Origin of the sequence: Brevundimonas sp. 357, assembly GCF_003938605.1 — a bacterium.
GTDB lineage: Bacteria > Pseudomonadota > Alphaproteobacteria > Caulobacterales > Caulobacteraceae > Brevundimonas.
Genome location: NZ_RHWX01000014.1, coordinates 43,646 through 59,008, shown reverse-complemented (window position 1 = coordinate 59,008; position 15,363 = coordinate 43,646). Strand labels below are relative to the sequence as shown.

Sequence of the window (15,363 nt, the reverse complement as noted above, 5' to 3'; positions counted from 1 at the left end):
CGTGGACGAATATCCCATCATCGACCTGTCCCACCTGCTGCCGGCGGCGCAGGGGCTGGCTCGGCTGCCGGCGGACGAGCGCGTCCAGCGCCTTCGCGCCGACCGCTGGATCGGCTATCCGCGCGCGGTCGAGGCGCTGAACCGGCTGGAAGCCCTTTATGCGTGGCCAAACAAGCAACGCATGCCCAACCTGCTGCTGGTCGGCCCGACCAACAATGGCAAGTCGATGATCGTCGAGAAGTTCCGCCGCACCCACCCGGCCAGCGCCGACGCCGACCAGGAGCACATCCCAGTGTTGGTCGTGCAGATGCCGTCCGAGCCGTCCGTGATCCGCTTCTACGTCGCGCTGCTCGCCGCGATGGGCGCGCCGCTGCGCCCACGCCCACGGTTGCCGGAAATGGAGCAACTGGCTCTGGCACTGCTGCGCAAGGTCGGCGTGCGCATGCTGGTGATCGACGAGCTGCACAACGTGCTGGCCGGCAACAGCGTCAACCGCCGGGAATTCCTCAACCTGCTGCGCTTCCTCGGCAACGAACTGCGCATCCCGTTGGTTGGGGTAGGCACGCGCGACGCCTACCTAGCCATCCGCTCCGATGACCAGTTGGAAAATCGCTTCGAGCCGATGATGCTGCCGGTATGGGAGGCCAACGACGATTGCTGCTCACTGCTGGCCAGCTTCGCCGCTTCGCTCCCGCTGCGCCGGCCTTCCCCAATTGCCACGCTGGACATGGCTCGCTACCTGCTCACACGCAGCGAGGGCACCATAGGGGAACTGGCGCACTTGCTGATGGCGGCGGCCATCGTCGCCGTGGAGAGCGGCGAGGAAGCGATCAACCATCGCACGCTCAGCATGGCCGACTACACCGGCCCCAGCGAGCGGCGACGACAGTTCGAGCGGGAACTAATGTGAAGCCCGCGCCGCGCTGGCCGCTGCATCCCGCTCCGAAAGAAGGCGAGGCGCTGTCCTCATGGCTCAACCGCGTGGCCCTTTGCTATCACATGGAACTGCCCGAGCTGCTGGAGCACGATCTTGGCCACAGCCAGGTCGATGACCTGGACACCGCGCCACCACTGTCGCTGCTGGCGATGCTTTCCCAGCGGAGCGGGATCGATCCGGACCGGCTGCGCAGCATGAGTTTCGCCGGCTGGGTGCCTTGGCTACTGGATAGTCTTGATGACCAGATTCCAGACGCATTGGAAACCTATGCATTTCAGCTCTCGGTACTGCTGCCAAAACTCCACCGTAAGAAGCGATCCATCACGAGGTGGCGTGCCTGGCTACCCAGCCAGCCGATACACTGTGCCTGTCCGCTCTGCCTGAGCGATCCGGATAACCAAGCCGTACTGCTCGCGTGGAAGCTGCCCCTGATGCTGAGCTGCCCGCTGCATGGCTGCTGGCTGGAATCCTATTGGGGAGTGCCTGGGCGGTTTCTCGGCTGGGAGAACGCCGACGCCGAACCGCGCACCGCCAGCGACGCGATTGCGGCGATGGATCAGCGTACCTGGCAGGCACTGACAACCGGTCACGTGGAGCTGCCGTGCCGACGCATCCACGCCGGATTGTGGTTTCGACTTCTTCGCACGCTGCTCGATGAGCTGAACACCCCGCTTTCCGCGTGCGGAACCTGCGCGGGGTATCCCCGCCAAGTCTGGGAAGGCTGCGGGCATCCGCTGCGTGCTGGGCAAAGTCTGTGGCGACCGTATGAAACCCTGAATCCGGTAGTACGGTTACAGATGCTGGAGGCGGCGGCAACGGCAATCAGCTTGATTGAGGTGAGGGACATCAGCCCGCCAGGCGAGCAGGCAAAGCTATTCTGGTCCGAGCCCCAAACCGGGTTCACCAGTGGCCTGCCGACGAAAGCGCCGAAGCCCGAGCCCATCAATCACTGGCAGCGTGCAGTCCAGGCCATCGACGAGGCCATCATTGAAGCGCGACACAACCCCGAGACGGCACGCTCGCTGTTCGCGTTGGCTTCCTATGGTCGGCGCGATCCCGCTTCCTTGGAACGGTTGCGCGCCACCTTCGTGAAGGAAGGCATCCCGCCGGAATTTCTGTCACATTACCTGCCTGATGCACCCTTTGCATGTCTTAAAAAAAATGACGGGTTAAGTGACAAATTTTGACGGATAGAGCTTTCCGGCTCACACTGTCACATAATCGAACGTATACGTGACGGGTGAAAAGGTGCTGATCGGCTACATGCGGGTATCGAAGGCGGACGGATCCCAGTCCACCAATTTGCAACGCGATGCGCTCATCGCCGCTGGTGTGAGCCTTGCGCACCTTTACGAGGATCTGGCCTCGGGCAGGCGCGATGATCGCCCAGGGTTGGCTGCTTGCCTGAAGGCGCTTCGTGAAGGGGACACGCTGATCGTGTGGAAGCTCGATCGGCTTGGCCGTGATCTGCGCCACCTGATCAACACCGTGCACGACCTAACTGCGCGTAGCGTGGGCCTGAAGGTCCTGACCGGTCACGGTGCGGCGGTCGACACGACGACTGCCGCCGGCAAGCTTGTGTTCGGTATTTTTGCCGCGCTGGCCGAGTTCGAGCGTGAGTTGATTTCCGAGCGAACAGTCGCTGGACTTATCTCGGCGCGCGCTCGCGGCAGGAAAGGGGGGCGCCCCTTCAAGATGACCGCCGCCAAGCTACGCCTGGCGATGGCCAGCATGGGGCAACCGGAAACCAAGGTGGGCGATCTCTGCGAAGAACTCGGGATTACCCGGCAGACGCTCTACCGGCACGTGTCGCCCAAGGGCGAACTGCGGCCAGACGGCGTAAAGCTGCTATCCCTCGGTTCAGCCGCATAAATGGAGGCGACCTGGAACGGGGCGCTGTTCAGTGCGGCAACGATCCGATTACCGGTGTCGACCCACTGCAGACAGTCGCTTAAATTTTTTGAACGGCTGCTCTACTACAGTAAGGAGTCATTATTATCCTGCTGGGTTAGGCTCAGGACCCATTGATGTGAGGCGAACGATCTGATTCAGGCTCCTGAGGAGTCTGGATATGAGCGATCTGTATTGGCTAACGGACGAGCAGATGGCTCGGCTGGAGCCTTTCTTCCCCAAGAGCCACGGCAAGCCGCGCGTTGACGACCGCCGGGTGTTGAGCGGGATCATCTTCGTCAACCGCAACGGCCTGCGCTGGCGAGATGCGCCGGCGGCCTACGGGCCGCACAAGACCCTCTACAACCGCTGGAAGCGATGGAGTGAGGCTGGCGTCTTCATCCGGATGATGGAGGGCCTGTCCGGGGCTCAGGCCGAACGCCGCACGGTCATGATCGACGCGACCTATCTCAAGGCGCACCGCACGGCTTCGAGCCTCGCGGTAAAAAAGGGGATCTCGGGCGACTGATCGGACGCACGAAAGGCGGCATGAACACCAAGCTTCACGCCGTGACCGATGCGAACGGAAGGCCCATCAGCCTCTTCATGACAGCGGGTCAGGTCAGCGACTACATTGGCGCCGCCGCCCTCCTCGACAGCCTGCCCCGCGCCCAGTGGCTGCTGGGAGACCGAGGCTACGACGCCGACTGGTTCCGGGACGCCTTGCAGGCCAAGGGGATCATGCCGTGCATCCCGGGCCGCAAAACCCGCACCGAGCCCATCCGTTACGACAAGCGTCGCTACAAGCGGCGAAACCGCATAGAAATCATGTTCGGACGCCTGAAAGACTGGCGGCGGGTCGCAACCCGCTACGATCGCTGCCCGAACGTCTTCCTGTCCGCCATAGCCCTCGCCGCTACCGTGCTGTTCTGGCTATGAGTCCTGAGCCTAGCTCCATATGCAGTTTCACCCAGGCGCACCATTACGAACAAAGAACGGTTTGAGTGGTGGTACGGTATGCGTCATGGACACCGAGCCTAGCTACAATTTTACCGAATCCATTAATTTCTTTTGAGAAAATTTGCGTCGCTGGTTATGGCACCAATTGAAGTCTACGATCGACTGGACTTATTAATCAAATCACCGGCTTACTCAACCATCGAGCGACGTGGCTTAAAACTGTGTGCGCCAAAATTATTTCAAGCGTCGTGGAATAAATCAGGTGCTGGTCTCGTACACCCAAGTATAGGCAGGCGATTTCAGCGTTCGACGGTTGCCTTATGCTTACCTGCACACCCAAGGCCGGTGGCACAACCCAAACGCTACTCTTATAGGATCTTCATCATGAAAGCAGTTCATCTTTTAGCGTCGATTATTGCTACTCTGTCCTTCGCTGTAGGATCTGCCGTTGCCTCCGATGCCGCACTTAAACAGGCCAATGGCATTCTGGTCGACCATAACGGAAAAACGGTCTATACCTTTGATAAAGATGCCGTTGACAGCGGCAAAAGTGTATGCAACGGCCCGTGCGCTACGTTGTGGCCGCCTGTAGCAGCCAGTGCCGCACAGCCATCCACGCCGTATTCTGTGGTTACCCGGGATGATGGCAGCAAGCAACTTGCCTACAAAGGCAAGCCGCTTTACCTCTATGCAGCGGACCAAAAGCCAGGCGATCGAACCGGCGACAACTTCAAAGACATCTGGCACGTCGTCAAAGATTAACGAGAACTACATCAATGGATAATCTTTCACAGGCATCCTGAACCAACGCGCTATGGAACAGAACAGCGCTCAGCTCGTCGCCTGTATTCCCCGCCTGCGCCGCTATGCACGGGCATTGGTGGGGAGCCGCGCCGAAGCTGACGACCTGGTGCAGGACACACTCGAACGTGGCTGGAGCAAGCTCGCGTCCTGGCGCCTTGGTAGCGACATGCGGGCGTGGATGTTCGGCATCATGCACAACCTTTACGTGGACCAACTGCGCAAGCAAGTGGTTGCGACGGTCGAGCTAGATGAGGATACGCCCGTGCCATCTTACAGTGCACCACAGATGCAAAACATGGAAATCCGCGATATGCAATCGGCCCTGGCAATGCTGCCGGCCGAGCAGCGCGAAATTCTGCTTCTGGTCGCTTTGGAAGAAATGACCTATGAGGAAATATCTTCCACCCTGCGCATACCCCTGGGCACAGTCATGTCGCGTCTTTCGCGCGCCCGCGAACGACTGCGGCTTCTAATGGAAGGAAAAGCCATCCCACCTCGTTTGAAGGTCGTTAAATGACTCAACTACCTGTTACCGAAGCCGATCTGCAATCTTATATAGACGGGCATCTTCCGGAATCGCGGCGTACCGAGATCGAGGCTTATCTTGCCGCACGTCCCGAAGAAACCGAGCGGGTTTTAGCTTACCGGCTGCAGACCGAAACCTTGCGCGTGCTATTCAATCCCGTGTTATCGGAGCCAGTGCCGGCGCGGCTGACCGGCGTACCTCAGGCTAAAAACTGGATGCTGCAGCGGTGGGCCGCAAGCGTGGCCATTGCCGTGGCCGGTGGCGCCGCCGGGTGGACGCTGCACGGTCAAATGGATGAGCCAGGCGTTTCTACCCAAGCGCAAAGATCAAACCGTATTGCGGAAGGCCGCCAGGTAGCCAACCTTGCGCGGCAGGCGGCGATCGCTCATGTGGTTTATAGCCCGGACGTAAAACGCCCGGTCGAAATCGGTGCGGACCAGGAGGAACAGCTCGTGACATGGCTGTCAAAGCGGATCGGCAGCAAAAGCCTGACACTGTATGTCTCCACGGAGCAGGCGCACAACAAAGATACGGGTTTCCGCTTTGCTGAGGAAGGACCGGTCAACGTGTTTTACTGGATAGACGGCAAGTTCGGCTATGCCCTATCGGCCGGTACCAACAAAGGTGAACTGGCTCGCATCGCCAGCGCCGTCCACGAACAGCTGAAGGCGCCCGCATGACCGGATATCCCATACCCCTGCCTGCCAGGATTACAACATCCATTTTGCTCTGCCTGGTGCTTATGATGTCGCTGGCATTGTCTCACCGGGCTTCGGCACAACAGACAAACCAGGGGCATGAGGAGCACCAGCATCATAGTGCCGGCGCTGGCAAGGCGCCTGCGCCGTTCATAGCCAGCACCGCCAAGCCTTTTTCAGGCCTGATGGACGACGCCATGGCGGTCATGGACGACGGCATGAGGCGCGCGCTGATGAACGGTGTCCCCGAGCATGATTTCGTCACGATGATGATTCCCCATCACCAGGGCGCGATCGACATGGCGAAAGCACTCCTGCTCAGCACCCGCGATCCGGAAATGCGCAACCTGGCGCAGGCTATCATTACAGAACAGCAGAACGAGATCCGTCTCATGCAGACGTGGCTCACGCGCTACCAGAAATCGCAGGCCGGCAACGCCGCGGCACCGAAATAACTTTCCATTTCTATCAAAAAAAGGCAACCATGAACCGAGTTCTTTTATTGGCCGCTGTCACCATCACTACCTTTTCGGCCAGCATGGCATGGGCGGCCCCTGCTTCGACAGACCGGGTCTACACAGCCGACCAAAATAGCAACACCGTCTCGGTCATCAACCCGTCCACCAACGCCCTGGTCGGTCAAATCAGATTAGGAAATCAGCGCCCCGACGTGCTCTCACCCCTGTACAAGGGTGAGATCAATGTGCATGGTCTTGGTTTTTCGCCCGACCACAAAACATTGATTGCCATTTCCAATGGGTCCAACTCGGTGACTTTCATCGATACTGCGACCAATAAGGTCAAAGGCGTGACCTACATTGGCCGCTCGCCGCATGAAGGCTTTTTCACGGCAGACGGCAAGGAAGTCTGGGTAGTGGTCCGGGGCGAAAACTATATCTCGGTGATCGACCCGATCACCTACAAGGAAACACGCCGCATCGATACCACGCCAGGTCCCGGCATGGTGTTGTTCCACCCGAACGGCAAGCAGGCCTTTGTCGTATCAAGTTTCAACCCGGTGGTCGACGTCATCGATGTCTCGTCGCACAAAATCGTCAAGCAGATCAAGGTAGTCAGTCCGTTCTCGCCGTTTCTGCAATTCACCCCCGACTTCAAGGAGATGTGGATGACCCACAAGGACGTGGGAAAGGTGACTCGCATTGATACCACAACCCTTGAAGTGAAGGGCGTCTTTGACGTCGGCATGATCACCAACCATCTGGCCTTTTCCAAATCAGCCAACGGCACGCTCGCCTATGTCACCGTCGGAGGCGAAAATGCAGTAAAGGTATTCACGACTGACGACACGCCTAAGCTGATGGCGACCATTCCGGTCGGTGCGCTGCCGCACGGCATCTGGGCATCCGACGATGGCAGTCGCCAGTATGTTGGGCTTGAAAATGGCGACGCGGTGGATGTGATCGACACAGCCTCCAACAAAGTGATTGCACGTGTGCCGGTCGGGCAGGCGCCCCAGGCCCTGGTCTATGTGTCGAATGCAGTCATAGAGGGAGATGGGGCGGCGAACCTGACGCCGCGTGGCAATAGCGATCCGATCAATATTGCATTAAAACCGGTTGTGGGCGACGGCAAGGGCTTCGTGGTGGCACGCAATCTGGGGGTCATCGATTCTCTGGAAGTCTCGCTGTTTAAGCTAAAACCGCTAACCGTCTACAGCGTGTATGTGACCGGTCAAAAAACGCCGGTTGCTAGCTTCAAGACCAATTCGATGGGCATGGCCAATGGAACGGCCATTGGGCCGCTGCGCGAAGTCTCCAACACCTTGTCCACCAAGGATGTGGCGGCCAGCAAAATCATCGTAATGGAGGGTGAAGCTGGGGCAGATACGGCAAAGGCCGTCCTCGTCGGCTCTTGATGAACTCATAGCCGGTCCAGTACAGATCAAGGGGGTGGCATTTGGCGGCATCAATGCGGTGAAGTCAGTGGAAGTGTCCGTTGATGGGGGCAAGACTTGGAAGCAGGCGCGGCTGGTCGGCCCGGATATGGGGCGCTACGCGTGGCGGCAGTTCGTGCTGCCGGCAACGCTCGAGCCGGGCAGTCATACGATTGCTTGCATGGTTGTCGATGCGGAAGGAAACCGGCAGCCGGAAGGTCGGGTAGAAAACGCTGGCGGCTACAACAACAATAGCTGGCGCGATCATGCGCTGACCCTCAGTGTCGTTTGAAAGAAACTCTATGTCATTGAAAATTAGATGTTTCGCTGTTGCCGCCGGCATAGCTGCATTGCAGTTCGGTACTGCAGCCGTTGCACAGGACGAGGTAGGCGCGGGAAAGAAACTCTTTAACCAAACTGCAGTCCCTGCCTGCTCGGTGTGTCATACGCTCAAGGACGCGGGCGCTGTAGGTGAAATTGGACCCAATCTAGATGAGCTCAAGCCCGACGCGTCACGTGTGGAAAAAGCAATTCGCAATGGAATAGGTCAAATGCCCGCCTTCACTAACCTCAGCGACGAACAGGTCAAACTACTGTCACAGTACGTTGCCGGGGTAACAGGTGCGAAATAAAAAGAGGCAACGGCGGTCATGTAAGCTTCGGGGATAAAAGGCCGCTTTTAATCTCAAGCAGGCGTTCGAGGTTGAGTTCTCCACCGGCTGCAAATGGCCGGCAGCAGCCCGTCGTTGCCTGATGGATCCAACCCCTCCGCTGCTATAGTGCAGTCGGCTTCTGACGTTCAGTGCAGCCGTCTTCTGAAAACGACAAAAAAGCCTTGGTCCTGAGAGCAGCGAAGTCCCGTCAGCAATAGATTTAGTATCTGTCTTCCAGCTTCGCCCGACCATGGATCATCGCTGACTCCGAGCCGTGGCGGCGGTGTGAACATCAGCCGGTACAGCGTGGGGTTTTCCAAATGAAACCGCCGCCCGGTTGGGCGGCGGTTAAGGTGGTCAGGCCTTTATCGGCCCATCGTCAACGCGGGTTCGCGGTCCCGGTCTTGTTCTCGCTGGCGGTCGCGGTCCGGGTCGAGGTCACGCCGCGGCCGATCATCGTCTCGATCGGGCATGGCCGCCCTCCCCTGTTCTCGCTCGCGCTCACGCTCCTGCGCGGGCTGGTCACGGTCGATATCGCGGCTGGCGGTGATTTCCTCCGTCAGTTCCCGCCGCATGGCGATGGCCAACTGTTCCTGGATCGCGCGCCGCGTCGCCGCCTCGCCGTGAATAGTGGCGAAGTCGTTCCAGTCCGAACCCTGATCGGTCGGACGGAAGGGCGGCAACACCGCCTGGCCACCGACAGCGCGGGCGGCGGCGATTGCCTTCTCTTTGCCGACGTTCGGCTTAGGGAGGTTCGTCGCCGGGTCGATTTCGGCCTCCTTGCGATGGTCGTTGTCGCCCAGGATCAAGATTGCCTTGTCAGGGAAGCGGTCGCGATACTCCCTTGCGACGGCCTCTAGATTGTTCGCGTTGAACGCCACCGCGACCGGTTTGCCGGTCGCTTCGTGGATGGTCTGGCCGGTCGCCCAGCCCTCGCACACCAGGATATCGCCGCCTTCGCGCGAGGCCTCGCCGATCAGGTGGTGACAGCCATGGAGCCGGGCGCCACGGGGAAACGACTTCATTCCGCCCGGCGAAATAGACTGAGCCGTCCAGACCTTGCCGTCGATATCGTGCGCCGGAATCAGAAGGTTGCCGGGCCGCCCAAACTGCTGCGGGTCCGGGTCGCCCGGCGGCATGGCGGCGATGCCCGTCATCATTAGAACGCCAGAAGGAAGGACGTTCTTTGCGTCGAGGTATCGGTGAGTGCCCGGTGCGGGTTCACACGCCGCCACGATCTTCTCGACCTCGGCCGCCGCGCGTTCGTAACCCGCCTGACGCACGGCAAGGCGCTCGGCCTGCTTGGCCTCCCCTTCCCGGGCCAGCCGGTCGCGATCTTCCTTGGAAAGCCCGGCCGTTCGTTGCTGGGATTTCCAGTTCAGCTTGTAGCCCTTCGAGCCGAACCGCTCCATGAACCCGGCCGGATGGTCGTCGGTGTAACCGACGTAAGCGCCGCTCCGTTCGGAGCCCTTGTCGCCGTCGACCTTCTGGCGATGGATCTCGCCGTCCATGATCGGAAGCTCGCCTTTGTCGAAGACGTAGCCATGGGATTCGAGGAATTCCTTGAATTCCACCTCGGGCACCAACTCGGGTTCCTCGGCGCGCGCGCCGGTCCAGCGCGCGAGAGGCGCCAGGTCGGTCCCCTTGGGGGCGAACCAGGTCTTTTCAGTCTTGTCCCACTTAGCGCCGGCCGCCTTCGCTTCGTTCTTGTCGGCAAAGGGCACGTCGAGATTGACGCGGGCTGGCGCGATGATGGGCGCTGCGTCTTCGGAGCGCATAGGGGCATCCTTCTGCTGGGTGTCGCCGCGCACATTGGCCGCGCGGTCTGAGGCCATGGACGTCCGCTCGGCCGGAATCTCAGCCGACACTTCGGCCGCCGTCAGCGCGTAGGCTTTCAAGGTCTCCCTGACGGGCTGGGAAACGGCGGCGTCGATCTGCTCGCGCAAGGTCGCCAAGGCGGCGAAGTGCGCCGGGCTCACTCGGCCAAAGTCGGACAGGATTTGGTCGGCGTCAGCCAGCTGCGGGATTGGCGCCTGGTCCGGGCGCTGCACGGCCCCGAAGGCCATCACCATTTCTGCGGCATGGACGGCCAAGCGGCCATGCTGGGGCTCCACGCCCGACCACGACTGAATAAGGGCGTTCACGTCATCGACGCCCTCAAACCGGAAGCCGGCCAGCATCGGGCCAGAGTGAACGCGATCGCGGTTGACCTCAGCGGCGATCATCCCCGCAAGGTAGCGCTGCTCCAGGTCCGGCCGCTCAGGAGACGATGGCGGCACGGCCCATTCCGGCGAGGGGCGGTCGCGGAAGAGGCTGTGGAAAGTCGTGGACGCCAAAAGCAGATGACCTTCGCTGATGCTGGCAAAGGCCTCGAAATCCGCCTGCACATTTCGACCGTCGAAGGCCTCCCCGAGGATGCCGACGAGAATCTCGACGTGAGCGGGCGGAACGCCGAACTGCCGGGCGAACCGGATTTGGTCCTCTAGCAGCTGATCGGGATTTTCGAGGCTGTGGAAGGCGGCGACCGCTGGCGTGACCGAGCCCAGGCGATCGCTTTCGCGCAGGCGTTGGTGCGCCTGGCTAAGCGGATGGTCGGTCTCCATCCAAAGCCGCTCTCGCGCAAGAAGGGCCGCTTGCAGGTCTTGCGAAGCAGATAGGTCTTGGCCGGGAAGGTAGGTCTCGATCTGACGGTTCAAGGCCGCATTGACCTCGGCCGCCAGACGCAGGTCGGCGTTCTCGCGCTCAACCCGGGCCAAGGCTTCGTCCAGCGCAGCGGTGAGGGCCGGCGCAAGAGGTTCTTGCTCGATGCCTGGCGCTGACTGCTCGCGCTCGACCTCGCGTTCCAGCCCAATGACCCACTCCACGACCTTTTCAGCTTCGGCCGCCGCGCGGAAGATCTCGCGCGGATCCTGCTCAAGGCGACGGAGCCAGCTTTCGAGATACGAGACATGGTGGCCTGGGTCGAAGGCCATCCCCATCCGCTGCGCCATCATGTAGCTGGCGATTTCCGCGACAAGTTCCTCGCGGGCGTAGGCCTCGCTGCCGAAGGGATGCAGTAGATCGCGGTTCAGGCGGCTTTCATGGCCGCTGCTGTGACCGAGTTCATGGAAGGCGGTCGCATAGTAAAGGTCGGGCGATTTGAACTGCTCGCGCAAAGGCAGAGTGATCCGGTCGGCGATTGGTTCGTAGTAGGCACGATCGCCGTCGATATGCCGGATGGGCGCCGGCGACCGTGACAGGATCGTTTCGGCCTGCTGGTGACGCTCAAAATCGGGTAGCAGCCGCGTGGGCGGCAAGGGCTCCAACCCGTCGATCTGCTCGGCGTTGAACACCCTGGCGGAGAACCGACGCGGCTTCGACAGCTCTACCCGACGCATGACGGTCTGCCCGTCCGCATCCTTGATGATCTTGCCGTTGTCGTCCTTCGCCGGCTCGTCCTTAGACCATTGCCAGTATTCGATGGTCGTTCCACGCTCGCCCTTCCGCACCTGGCCTCCGACTTCGGCGGCCTGGTTGTAGGTCATCCAGCGCGGGTCGCTCCGGCCCTGTAGGTCCAACCAGATTTGGTTGAAGCCACGATAGGGCTTGCCGGTCTTCGGGTTGAAGTGAGACCGCAGCTGACCCGGTTCCCAAGGGCGCTGCCACGGGGCGGTGCCAGCCCGCATACGGTCGATAATGTCTTGCGCGACCTCTTTGGAGAAATCAGTGGCCATCGTCGTCACCCTCCCCGTCACCCTGGGAATCCCAGGCGTCGTCCGCCGACAGCGCGTCTTCTTGGAACGCGCCCATGGCCTCGGCTTCGTCCGGTTCGAATTCGACCATTACGCCGAAGACCTCGCCGTCTGCTGGCTTAGTTGAGAGGATCGGGACTTGCGATGTTACTCGGGGCGGCGGAGTTTGCATTACTGCTGCTTTCTCGCGAATAGACCGATGATCCGGCCGTGAAGGGATTAGGCACTTCAATGACGGGCGGGCCGTCCACCGATGGCGGCGACGATGCTTCGGCCGTCCTAGTATATATACCATAGTTTATAGAGGTATATCTAGAGACATATCCGTTCGTGAACCCGCGCCGGAAGTCTCCCGTATTGTAAGCAGACAGCGCGGCAAGCAACGCCTGCTGGCCGGGACCGTGGGTCTGCGCGGCGCGAGAGTAATTCTCCGAAAGGATACGTGCGCCGGCCTTGATGTTGAGGCATTGGTCGCTCAACATCTGCTCTACCGTGTAGCCAAGACGAGGCAGGTTGCGACTATTAATCTGCATCAAACCAAGATCGACATTGTAGCCCTGACTGATCGCCTGATTTGCGATCTGTGCAGCGTGAGCCGCCGATTGGATGCGCGGGACGCGGAACCGCGGCCGCCCCCGGATGACGTTGACGTTCACCGCTATCGGATTGCCGCTGCTCTCGACGCGGATGACCTCGCGCAGCGTATGGGGAGCGATGTGCGGAGCGCAGGCGTATAGGCTCGGGTCGATCATCACCGGCCCTCCCTGGTCGCCACAGGCGTCGCAACGCCCGTGATGCCGGAGGTCGGGACCGGGCCGAAATAGCGGCTGTCGAAGCTGGCCGGATTGTAGCTGGACACCAGCCAAACCGTATCCGCCCGCACGGTGAAGCTGCGGTGAGGGATGCGCGGCAGAAGGCGGCCGTGGCCATCCTTGGGAGCCGGGGCGGAGCGCGGGATCATGCGCCCGTTCACTCGAATCCCCTGGGACGAAACCTCCACGCGATCGCCGGCGACAGCGGCGATCGGCTTGAGAAGGGGATTGAACCCGCCAGGACAGTAGCCGTCGGGCACAAAGCCGTAGCGCCGGGCTTGTCGGAACGTCTCTGTGTTCGGCGGACACACCCACACGATATCGCCGCGCTGGATGCGATCGGTTTTGTGGACGCGCCATAGCCCAAGGGGCATCGACGCTGTGGTGTTCCAACGGTATCCGCCCGCGAACGCGGCTGCGGTGCCGGCGGCGGTCACGGTCGCGACGGCGGCGGCGACGATCATTGCGCCGTGAAGCGCGCGATCGACCTGGCGCGAGGCCCGCGCCGAAAGATGAGGAAGCCGGATCATAGCAGGGAGAAAACCTCGTCAGGATTCGGGGCCGGTAGCGCGCGCATGGCCGGATCGGGCCCCTGGGGCGGCTCGGGAGGGCGGGCCTCCACGCTGTCGGTGTTGGTGGGCGGCGGAATCTTCACGCGCTCGCGAAATACGGGGTCGAGGAAGTAGAGGCTTTGCGTTCCGAGGATCGGCGCGTGACCGGCCTGCAAAACGACCACTTCACCCGCGCTGACGATCTGGTCCCGCTTGTCCTTCTTGGGCGACTTGAGCCGCATCGCCTCGTCAGGAGTCAGCAACGGGCGCTGCGTCTCCTGGAAGCTGCGCGACACGCTTTGCAGGAAGGCGCCGAACCGCGCCCCGGAGACGGATTGGTTCTCCTTGATGACAGTCTCGACGCCACAGTTGTCGGAGAGCCAGCGCCCGGTCTCCTGACGGTTCGGCGCATAAGCGATCCGAAGATGGCAGTTGGCGATGATCGACTCGTGCTGGCCATACGCGCCATACAGCTGCGAAATGTCCTGCATGATGAGATAGGCCTTGATGCCGTAACCGGCGATGTAGGCCAGCGCTTCCTGGAAGACGTCGAGGCGGCCGTAGGACGGAAACTCGTCCAGCATAAGCAGTAGGCGATGCTTGTGAGGCGACTGCTGGCGGCCCTCAACGTATTTGAGTTCGGGCCGTAGAAGGACGCGAACAATCTGGTTCAGGATCAGGCGGACCAGGGGCCGCATCCGATCCTGCGCTTCGGGGCGGATCACCAGATACAGCGACACCGGCCGGTCATGATCCATCAAGTCGCTGATGCGAAAGTCGCTGCGGCTCGTGTTGTTGGCCACCAGCGGGTCGCGATAAAGCGACAGGTAAGACATGGCGGTCGACAGAACGCCGCTGCGCTCGTTTTCCGCACGGTTCAGCATATCGCGCGCGGCGGACTGGACGACTTCGTGAGGCTGGCCAGGGCCGCGATGCTGGTTGTTTAGCATCGCCTCATACAGCTTCTTCACGTCGCGGTTCGGGTCGGACAGCGCATGGGCCACGTCGGCGAGGCAGGTTTCGCCGCCATGGCGTCGGGACAGATATTGCAGGTGCAAAATCACGCCGGTCAGGAAGGCGTGGGCGGTCTTCGACCAGTGGTTCTCCATCCCCTTCCCATCGGGATCCACGATGATGGTCACCAGGTTCTGGACGTCGCCCGTCTCGTGGATCGTCCCCAACCGGATCTCATTCAGGGGATTGAAAGCCGCGCTTCCCTCGGCGGCGGCCGGATCAAATTTCAGGACGACGTTGTTGGCGTGTTTCTGACGCCAGCCCGAGGTCATCGCCCACAGTTCGCCCTTCATGTCGTTGATGACGACGCTATGGGGCCAACTCAGCAGGGTCGGCACGACCAGGCCGACGCCCTTGCCGCTGCGCGTCGGGGCGATGGCGGCGACGTGTTCCGGGCCGTCGTGGCGGAGATAGTGGATGCGGCCCTTCTTGTCCGTGTAGGCGCCGCAATAGACGCCCTTCCCGGCCTCCCCGTCAGGGGGCAAGAGACCGCTTTCCTGCACTTCCTCCTGGGTCGCCCAATGGGCTGTGCCGTGGATGCCGTCATGCTGTTTCGGACTGCGCTGGCCGAAGCCGACGAGCATGACGTAGGCAAGGAGGCCGACCGTGAGGGCGACAGCCCAACCCACCAGCCCTTGCAGGAATATGTCGGGCGCGCTCCGGTAAAACTGCAGAACCCACTTGGCCCCGTCGAACGGTCCGTAGAGACCCAGGACGCCCCGCTCGCCAAGCTCGCTCTGATACGCGAACCGATGAGCGAGCCATTGCGTCGTCGCCCAGGAAGCGATCACGGCATAGACGAGCAGCAGGCCTAACCCCCAAAGGGCGGCCTTCGAAGTCTTCACTCGCTTTGGTTTGTAGGGCTTCATCGTCGGGCCTCCCCAATATAGAGG

At 61.2% G+C, this 15,363-nt stretch carries 15 protein-coding genes; 11 read left to right on the top strand and 4 right to left on the bottom strand.

What is annotated here, in order from left to right:
- Position 1: 1 nt before the first annotated feature.
- The 11 genes from EGK63_RS12985 to EGK63_RS12935 all read left to right on the top strand — a co-directional run bounded on the left by EGK63_RS12985 (position 2) and on the right by EGK63_RS12935 (position 8,341).
- Positions 2 to 910, top strand: a complete 909-nt coding sequence (locus tag EGK63_RS12985; protein WP_125901843.1) for a TniB family NTP-binding protein — start codon at positions 2 to 4, stop codon at positions 908 to 910.
- On the top strand, positions 907 to 2,124 hold the full coding sequence (locus tag EGK63_RS12980) for a TniQ family protein (RefSeq protein WP_125901842.1): 1,218 nt from the start codon (positions 907 to 909) through the stop codon (positions 2,122 to 2,124). Before EGK63_RS12985 ends, EGK63_RS12980 begins: the two co-directional genes overlap by 4 nt.
- A gap of 61 nt (positions 2,125 to 2,185) precedes the next feature.
- The gene (locus tag EGK63_RS12975) at positions 2,186 to 2,809 is read left to right on the top strand and encodes a recombinase family protein (protein ID WP_003155741.1); all 624 of its coding nucleotides are present in this window, start codon (positions 2,186 to 2,188) and stop codon (positions 2,807 to 2,809) included.
- A gap of 199 nt (positions 2,810 to 3,008) precedes the next feature.
- Positions 3,009 to 3,766 (top strand): IS5 family transposase gene (locus EGK63_RS12970; RefSeq protein WP_125901841.1). Its coding sequence is split into 2 segments (ribosomal slippage): positions 3,009 to 3,342 and positions 3,342 to 3,766, totalling 759 coding nucleotides; the frame shifts between segments, so codons are not numbered across the junction.
- A 405-nt stretch (positions 3,767 to 4,171) separates the two neighbouring features.
- Positions 4,172 to 4,549, top strand: a complete 378-nt coding sequence (locus EGK63_RS12965) for a hypothetical protein (protein ID WP_125901840.1) — start codon at positions 4,172 to 4,174, stop codon at positions 4,547 to 4,549.
- A 52-nt stretch (positions 4,550 to 4,601) separates the two neighbouring features.
- Complete coding sequence (locus EGK63_RS12960) at positions 4,602 to 5,108, top strand: RNA polymerase sigma factor (RefSeq protein ID WP_125901839.1); 507 nt, start codon at positions 4,602 to 4,604, stop codon at positions 5,106 to 5,108.
- Complete coding sequence (locus tag EGK63_RS12955) at positions 5,105 to 5,797, top strand: anti-sigma factor (RefSeq protein ID WP_125901838.1); 693 nt, start codon at positions 5,105 to 5,107, stop codon at positions 5,795 to 5,797. Before EGK63_RS12960 ends, EGK63_RS12955 begins: the two co-directional genes overlap by 4 nt.
- Positions 5,794 to 6,270: a DUF305 domain-containing protein gene (locus EGK63_RS12950; protein WP_207896381.1), complete on the top strand. Its 477-nt coding sequence runs from the start codon at positions 5,794 to 5,796 to the stop codon at positions 6,268 to 6,270. The genes EGK63_RS12955 and EGK63_RS12950 overlap by 4 nt, the downstream gene beginning before the upstream one ends.
- Positions 6,271 to 6,299: 29 nt before the next feature.
- The gene (locus EGK63_RS12945; RefSeq protein ID WP_125901837.1) at positions 6,300 to 7,691 is read left to right on the top strand and encodes a hypothetical protein; all 1,392 of its coding nucleotides are present in this window, start codon (positions 6,300 to 6,302) and stop codon (positions 7,689 to 7,691) included.
- Entirely contained in the window at positions 7,645 to 8,001 is a 357-nt protein-coding gene (locus EGK63_RS12940) for a hypothetical protein (RefSeq protein ID WP_125901836.1), read from the top strand. Before EGK63_RS12945 ends, EGK63_RS12940 begins: the two co-directional genes overlap by 47 nt.
- A gap of 10 nt (positions 8,002 to 8,011) precedes the next feature.
- On the top strand, positions 8,012 to 8,341 hold the full coding sequence (locus tag EGK63_RS12935; RefSeq protein ID WP_125901835.1) for a cytochrome c: 330 nt from the start codon (positions 8,012 to 8,014) through the stop codon (positions 8,339 to 8,341).
- 386 nt (positions 8,342 to 8,727) lie between these two features.
- On the opposite strand, the gene EGK63_RS12925 is transcribed toward EGK63_RS12935, so the two are convergent.
- The 4 genes from EGK63_RS12925 to EGK63_RS12905 all read right to left on the bottom strand — a co-directional run bounded on the left by EGK63_RS12925 (position 8,728) and on the right by EGK63_RS12905 (position 15,315).
- On the bottom strand, positions 8,728 to 12,075 hold the full coding sequence (locus EGK63_RS12925; protein ID WP_125901834.1) for a zincin-like metallopeptidase domain-containing protein: 3,348 nt from the start codon (positions 12,073 to 12,075) through the stop codon (positions 8,728 to 8,730).
- 137 nt (positions 12,076 to 12,212) lie between these two features.
- On the bottom strand, positions 12,213 to 12,845 hold the full coding sequence (locus EGK63_RS12915) for a lytic transglycosylase domain-containing protein (RefSeq protein WP_125901832.1): 633 nt from the start codon (positions 12,843 to 12,845) through the stop codon (positions 12,213 to 12,215).
- Positions 12,845 to 13,435 (bottom strand): conjugative transfer signal peptidase TraF, encoded by a 591-nt coding sequence (traF, locus tag EGK63_RS12910; RefSeq protein ID WP_207896379.1) that lies wholly within the window; start codon positions 13,433 to 13,435, stop codon positions 12,845 to 12,847. Before traF ends, EGK63_RS12915 begins: the two co-directional genes overlap by 1 nt.
- Positions 13,432 to 15,315 carry a type IV secretory system conjugative DNA transfer family protein gene (locus EGK63_RS12905; RefSeq protein WP_243637689.1) on the bottom strand — a complete coding sequence of 628 codons (1,884 nt, stop codon included), beginning with the start codon at positions 15,313 to 15,315 and terminating at the stop codon, positions 13,432 to 13,434. Before EGK63_RS12905 ends, traF begins: the two co-directional genes overlap by 4 nt.
- Between the last annotated feature and the right edge of the window lie 48 nt (positions 15,316 to 15,363).

Coding starts and splice junctions, on each gene's coding strand:
- EGK63_RS12965 (WP_125901840.1), top strand. CDS start 4,172: ATGAAAGCAGTTCATCTTTTAGCGTCGATTATTGCTACTCTGTCCTTC.
- EGK63_RS12960 (WP_125901839.1), top strand. CDS start 4,602: ATGGAACAGAACAGCGCTCAGCTCGTCGCCTGTATTCCCCGCCTGCGC.
- EGK63_RS12955 (WP_125901838.1), top strand. CDS start 5,105: ATGACTCAACTACCTGTTACCGAAGCCGATCTGCAATCTTATATAGAC.
- EGK63_RS12950 (WP_207896381.1), top strand. CDS start 5,794: ATGACCGGATATCCCATACCCCTGCCTGCCAGGATTACAACATCCATT.
- EGK63_RS12945 (WP_125901837.1), top strand. CDS start 6,300: ATGAACCGAGTTCTTTTATTGGCCGCTGTCACCATCACTACCTTTTCG.
- EGK63_RS12935 (WP_125901835.1), top strand. CDS start 8,012: ATGTCATTGAAAATTAGATGTTTCGCTGTTGCCGCCGGCATAGCTGCA.
- EGK63_RS12925 (WP_125901834.1), bottom strand. CDS start 12,075: ATGGCCACTGATTTCTCCAAAGAGGTCGCGCAAGACATTATCGACCGT.
- EGK63_RS12915 (WP_125901832.1), bottom strand. CDS start 12,845: ATGATCGACCCGAGCCTATACGCCTGCGCTCCGCACATCGCTCCCCAT.
- traF (WP_207896379.1), bottom strand. CDS start 13,435: ATGATCCGGCTTCCTCATCTTTCGGCGCGGGCCTCGCGCCAGGTCGAT.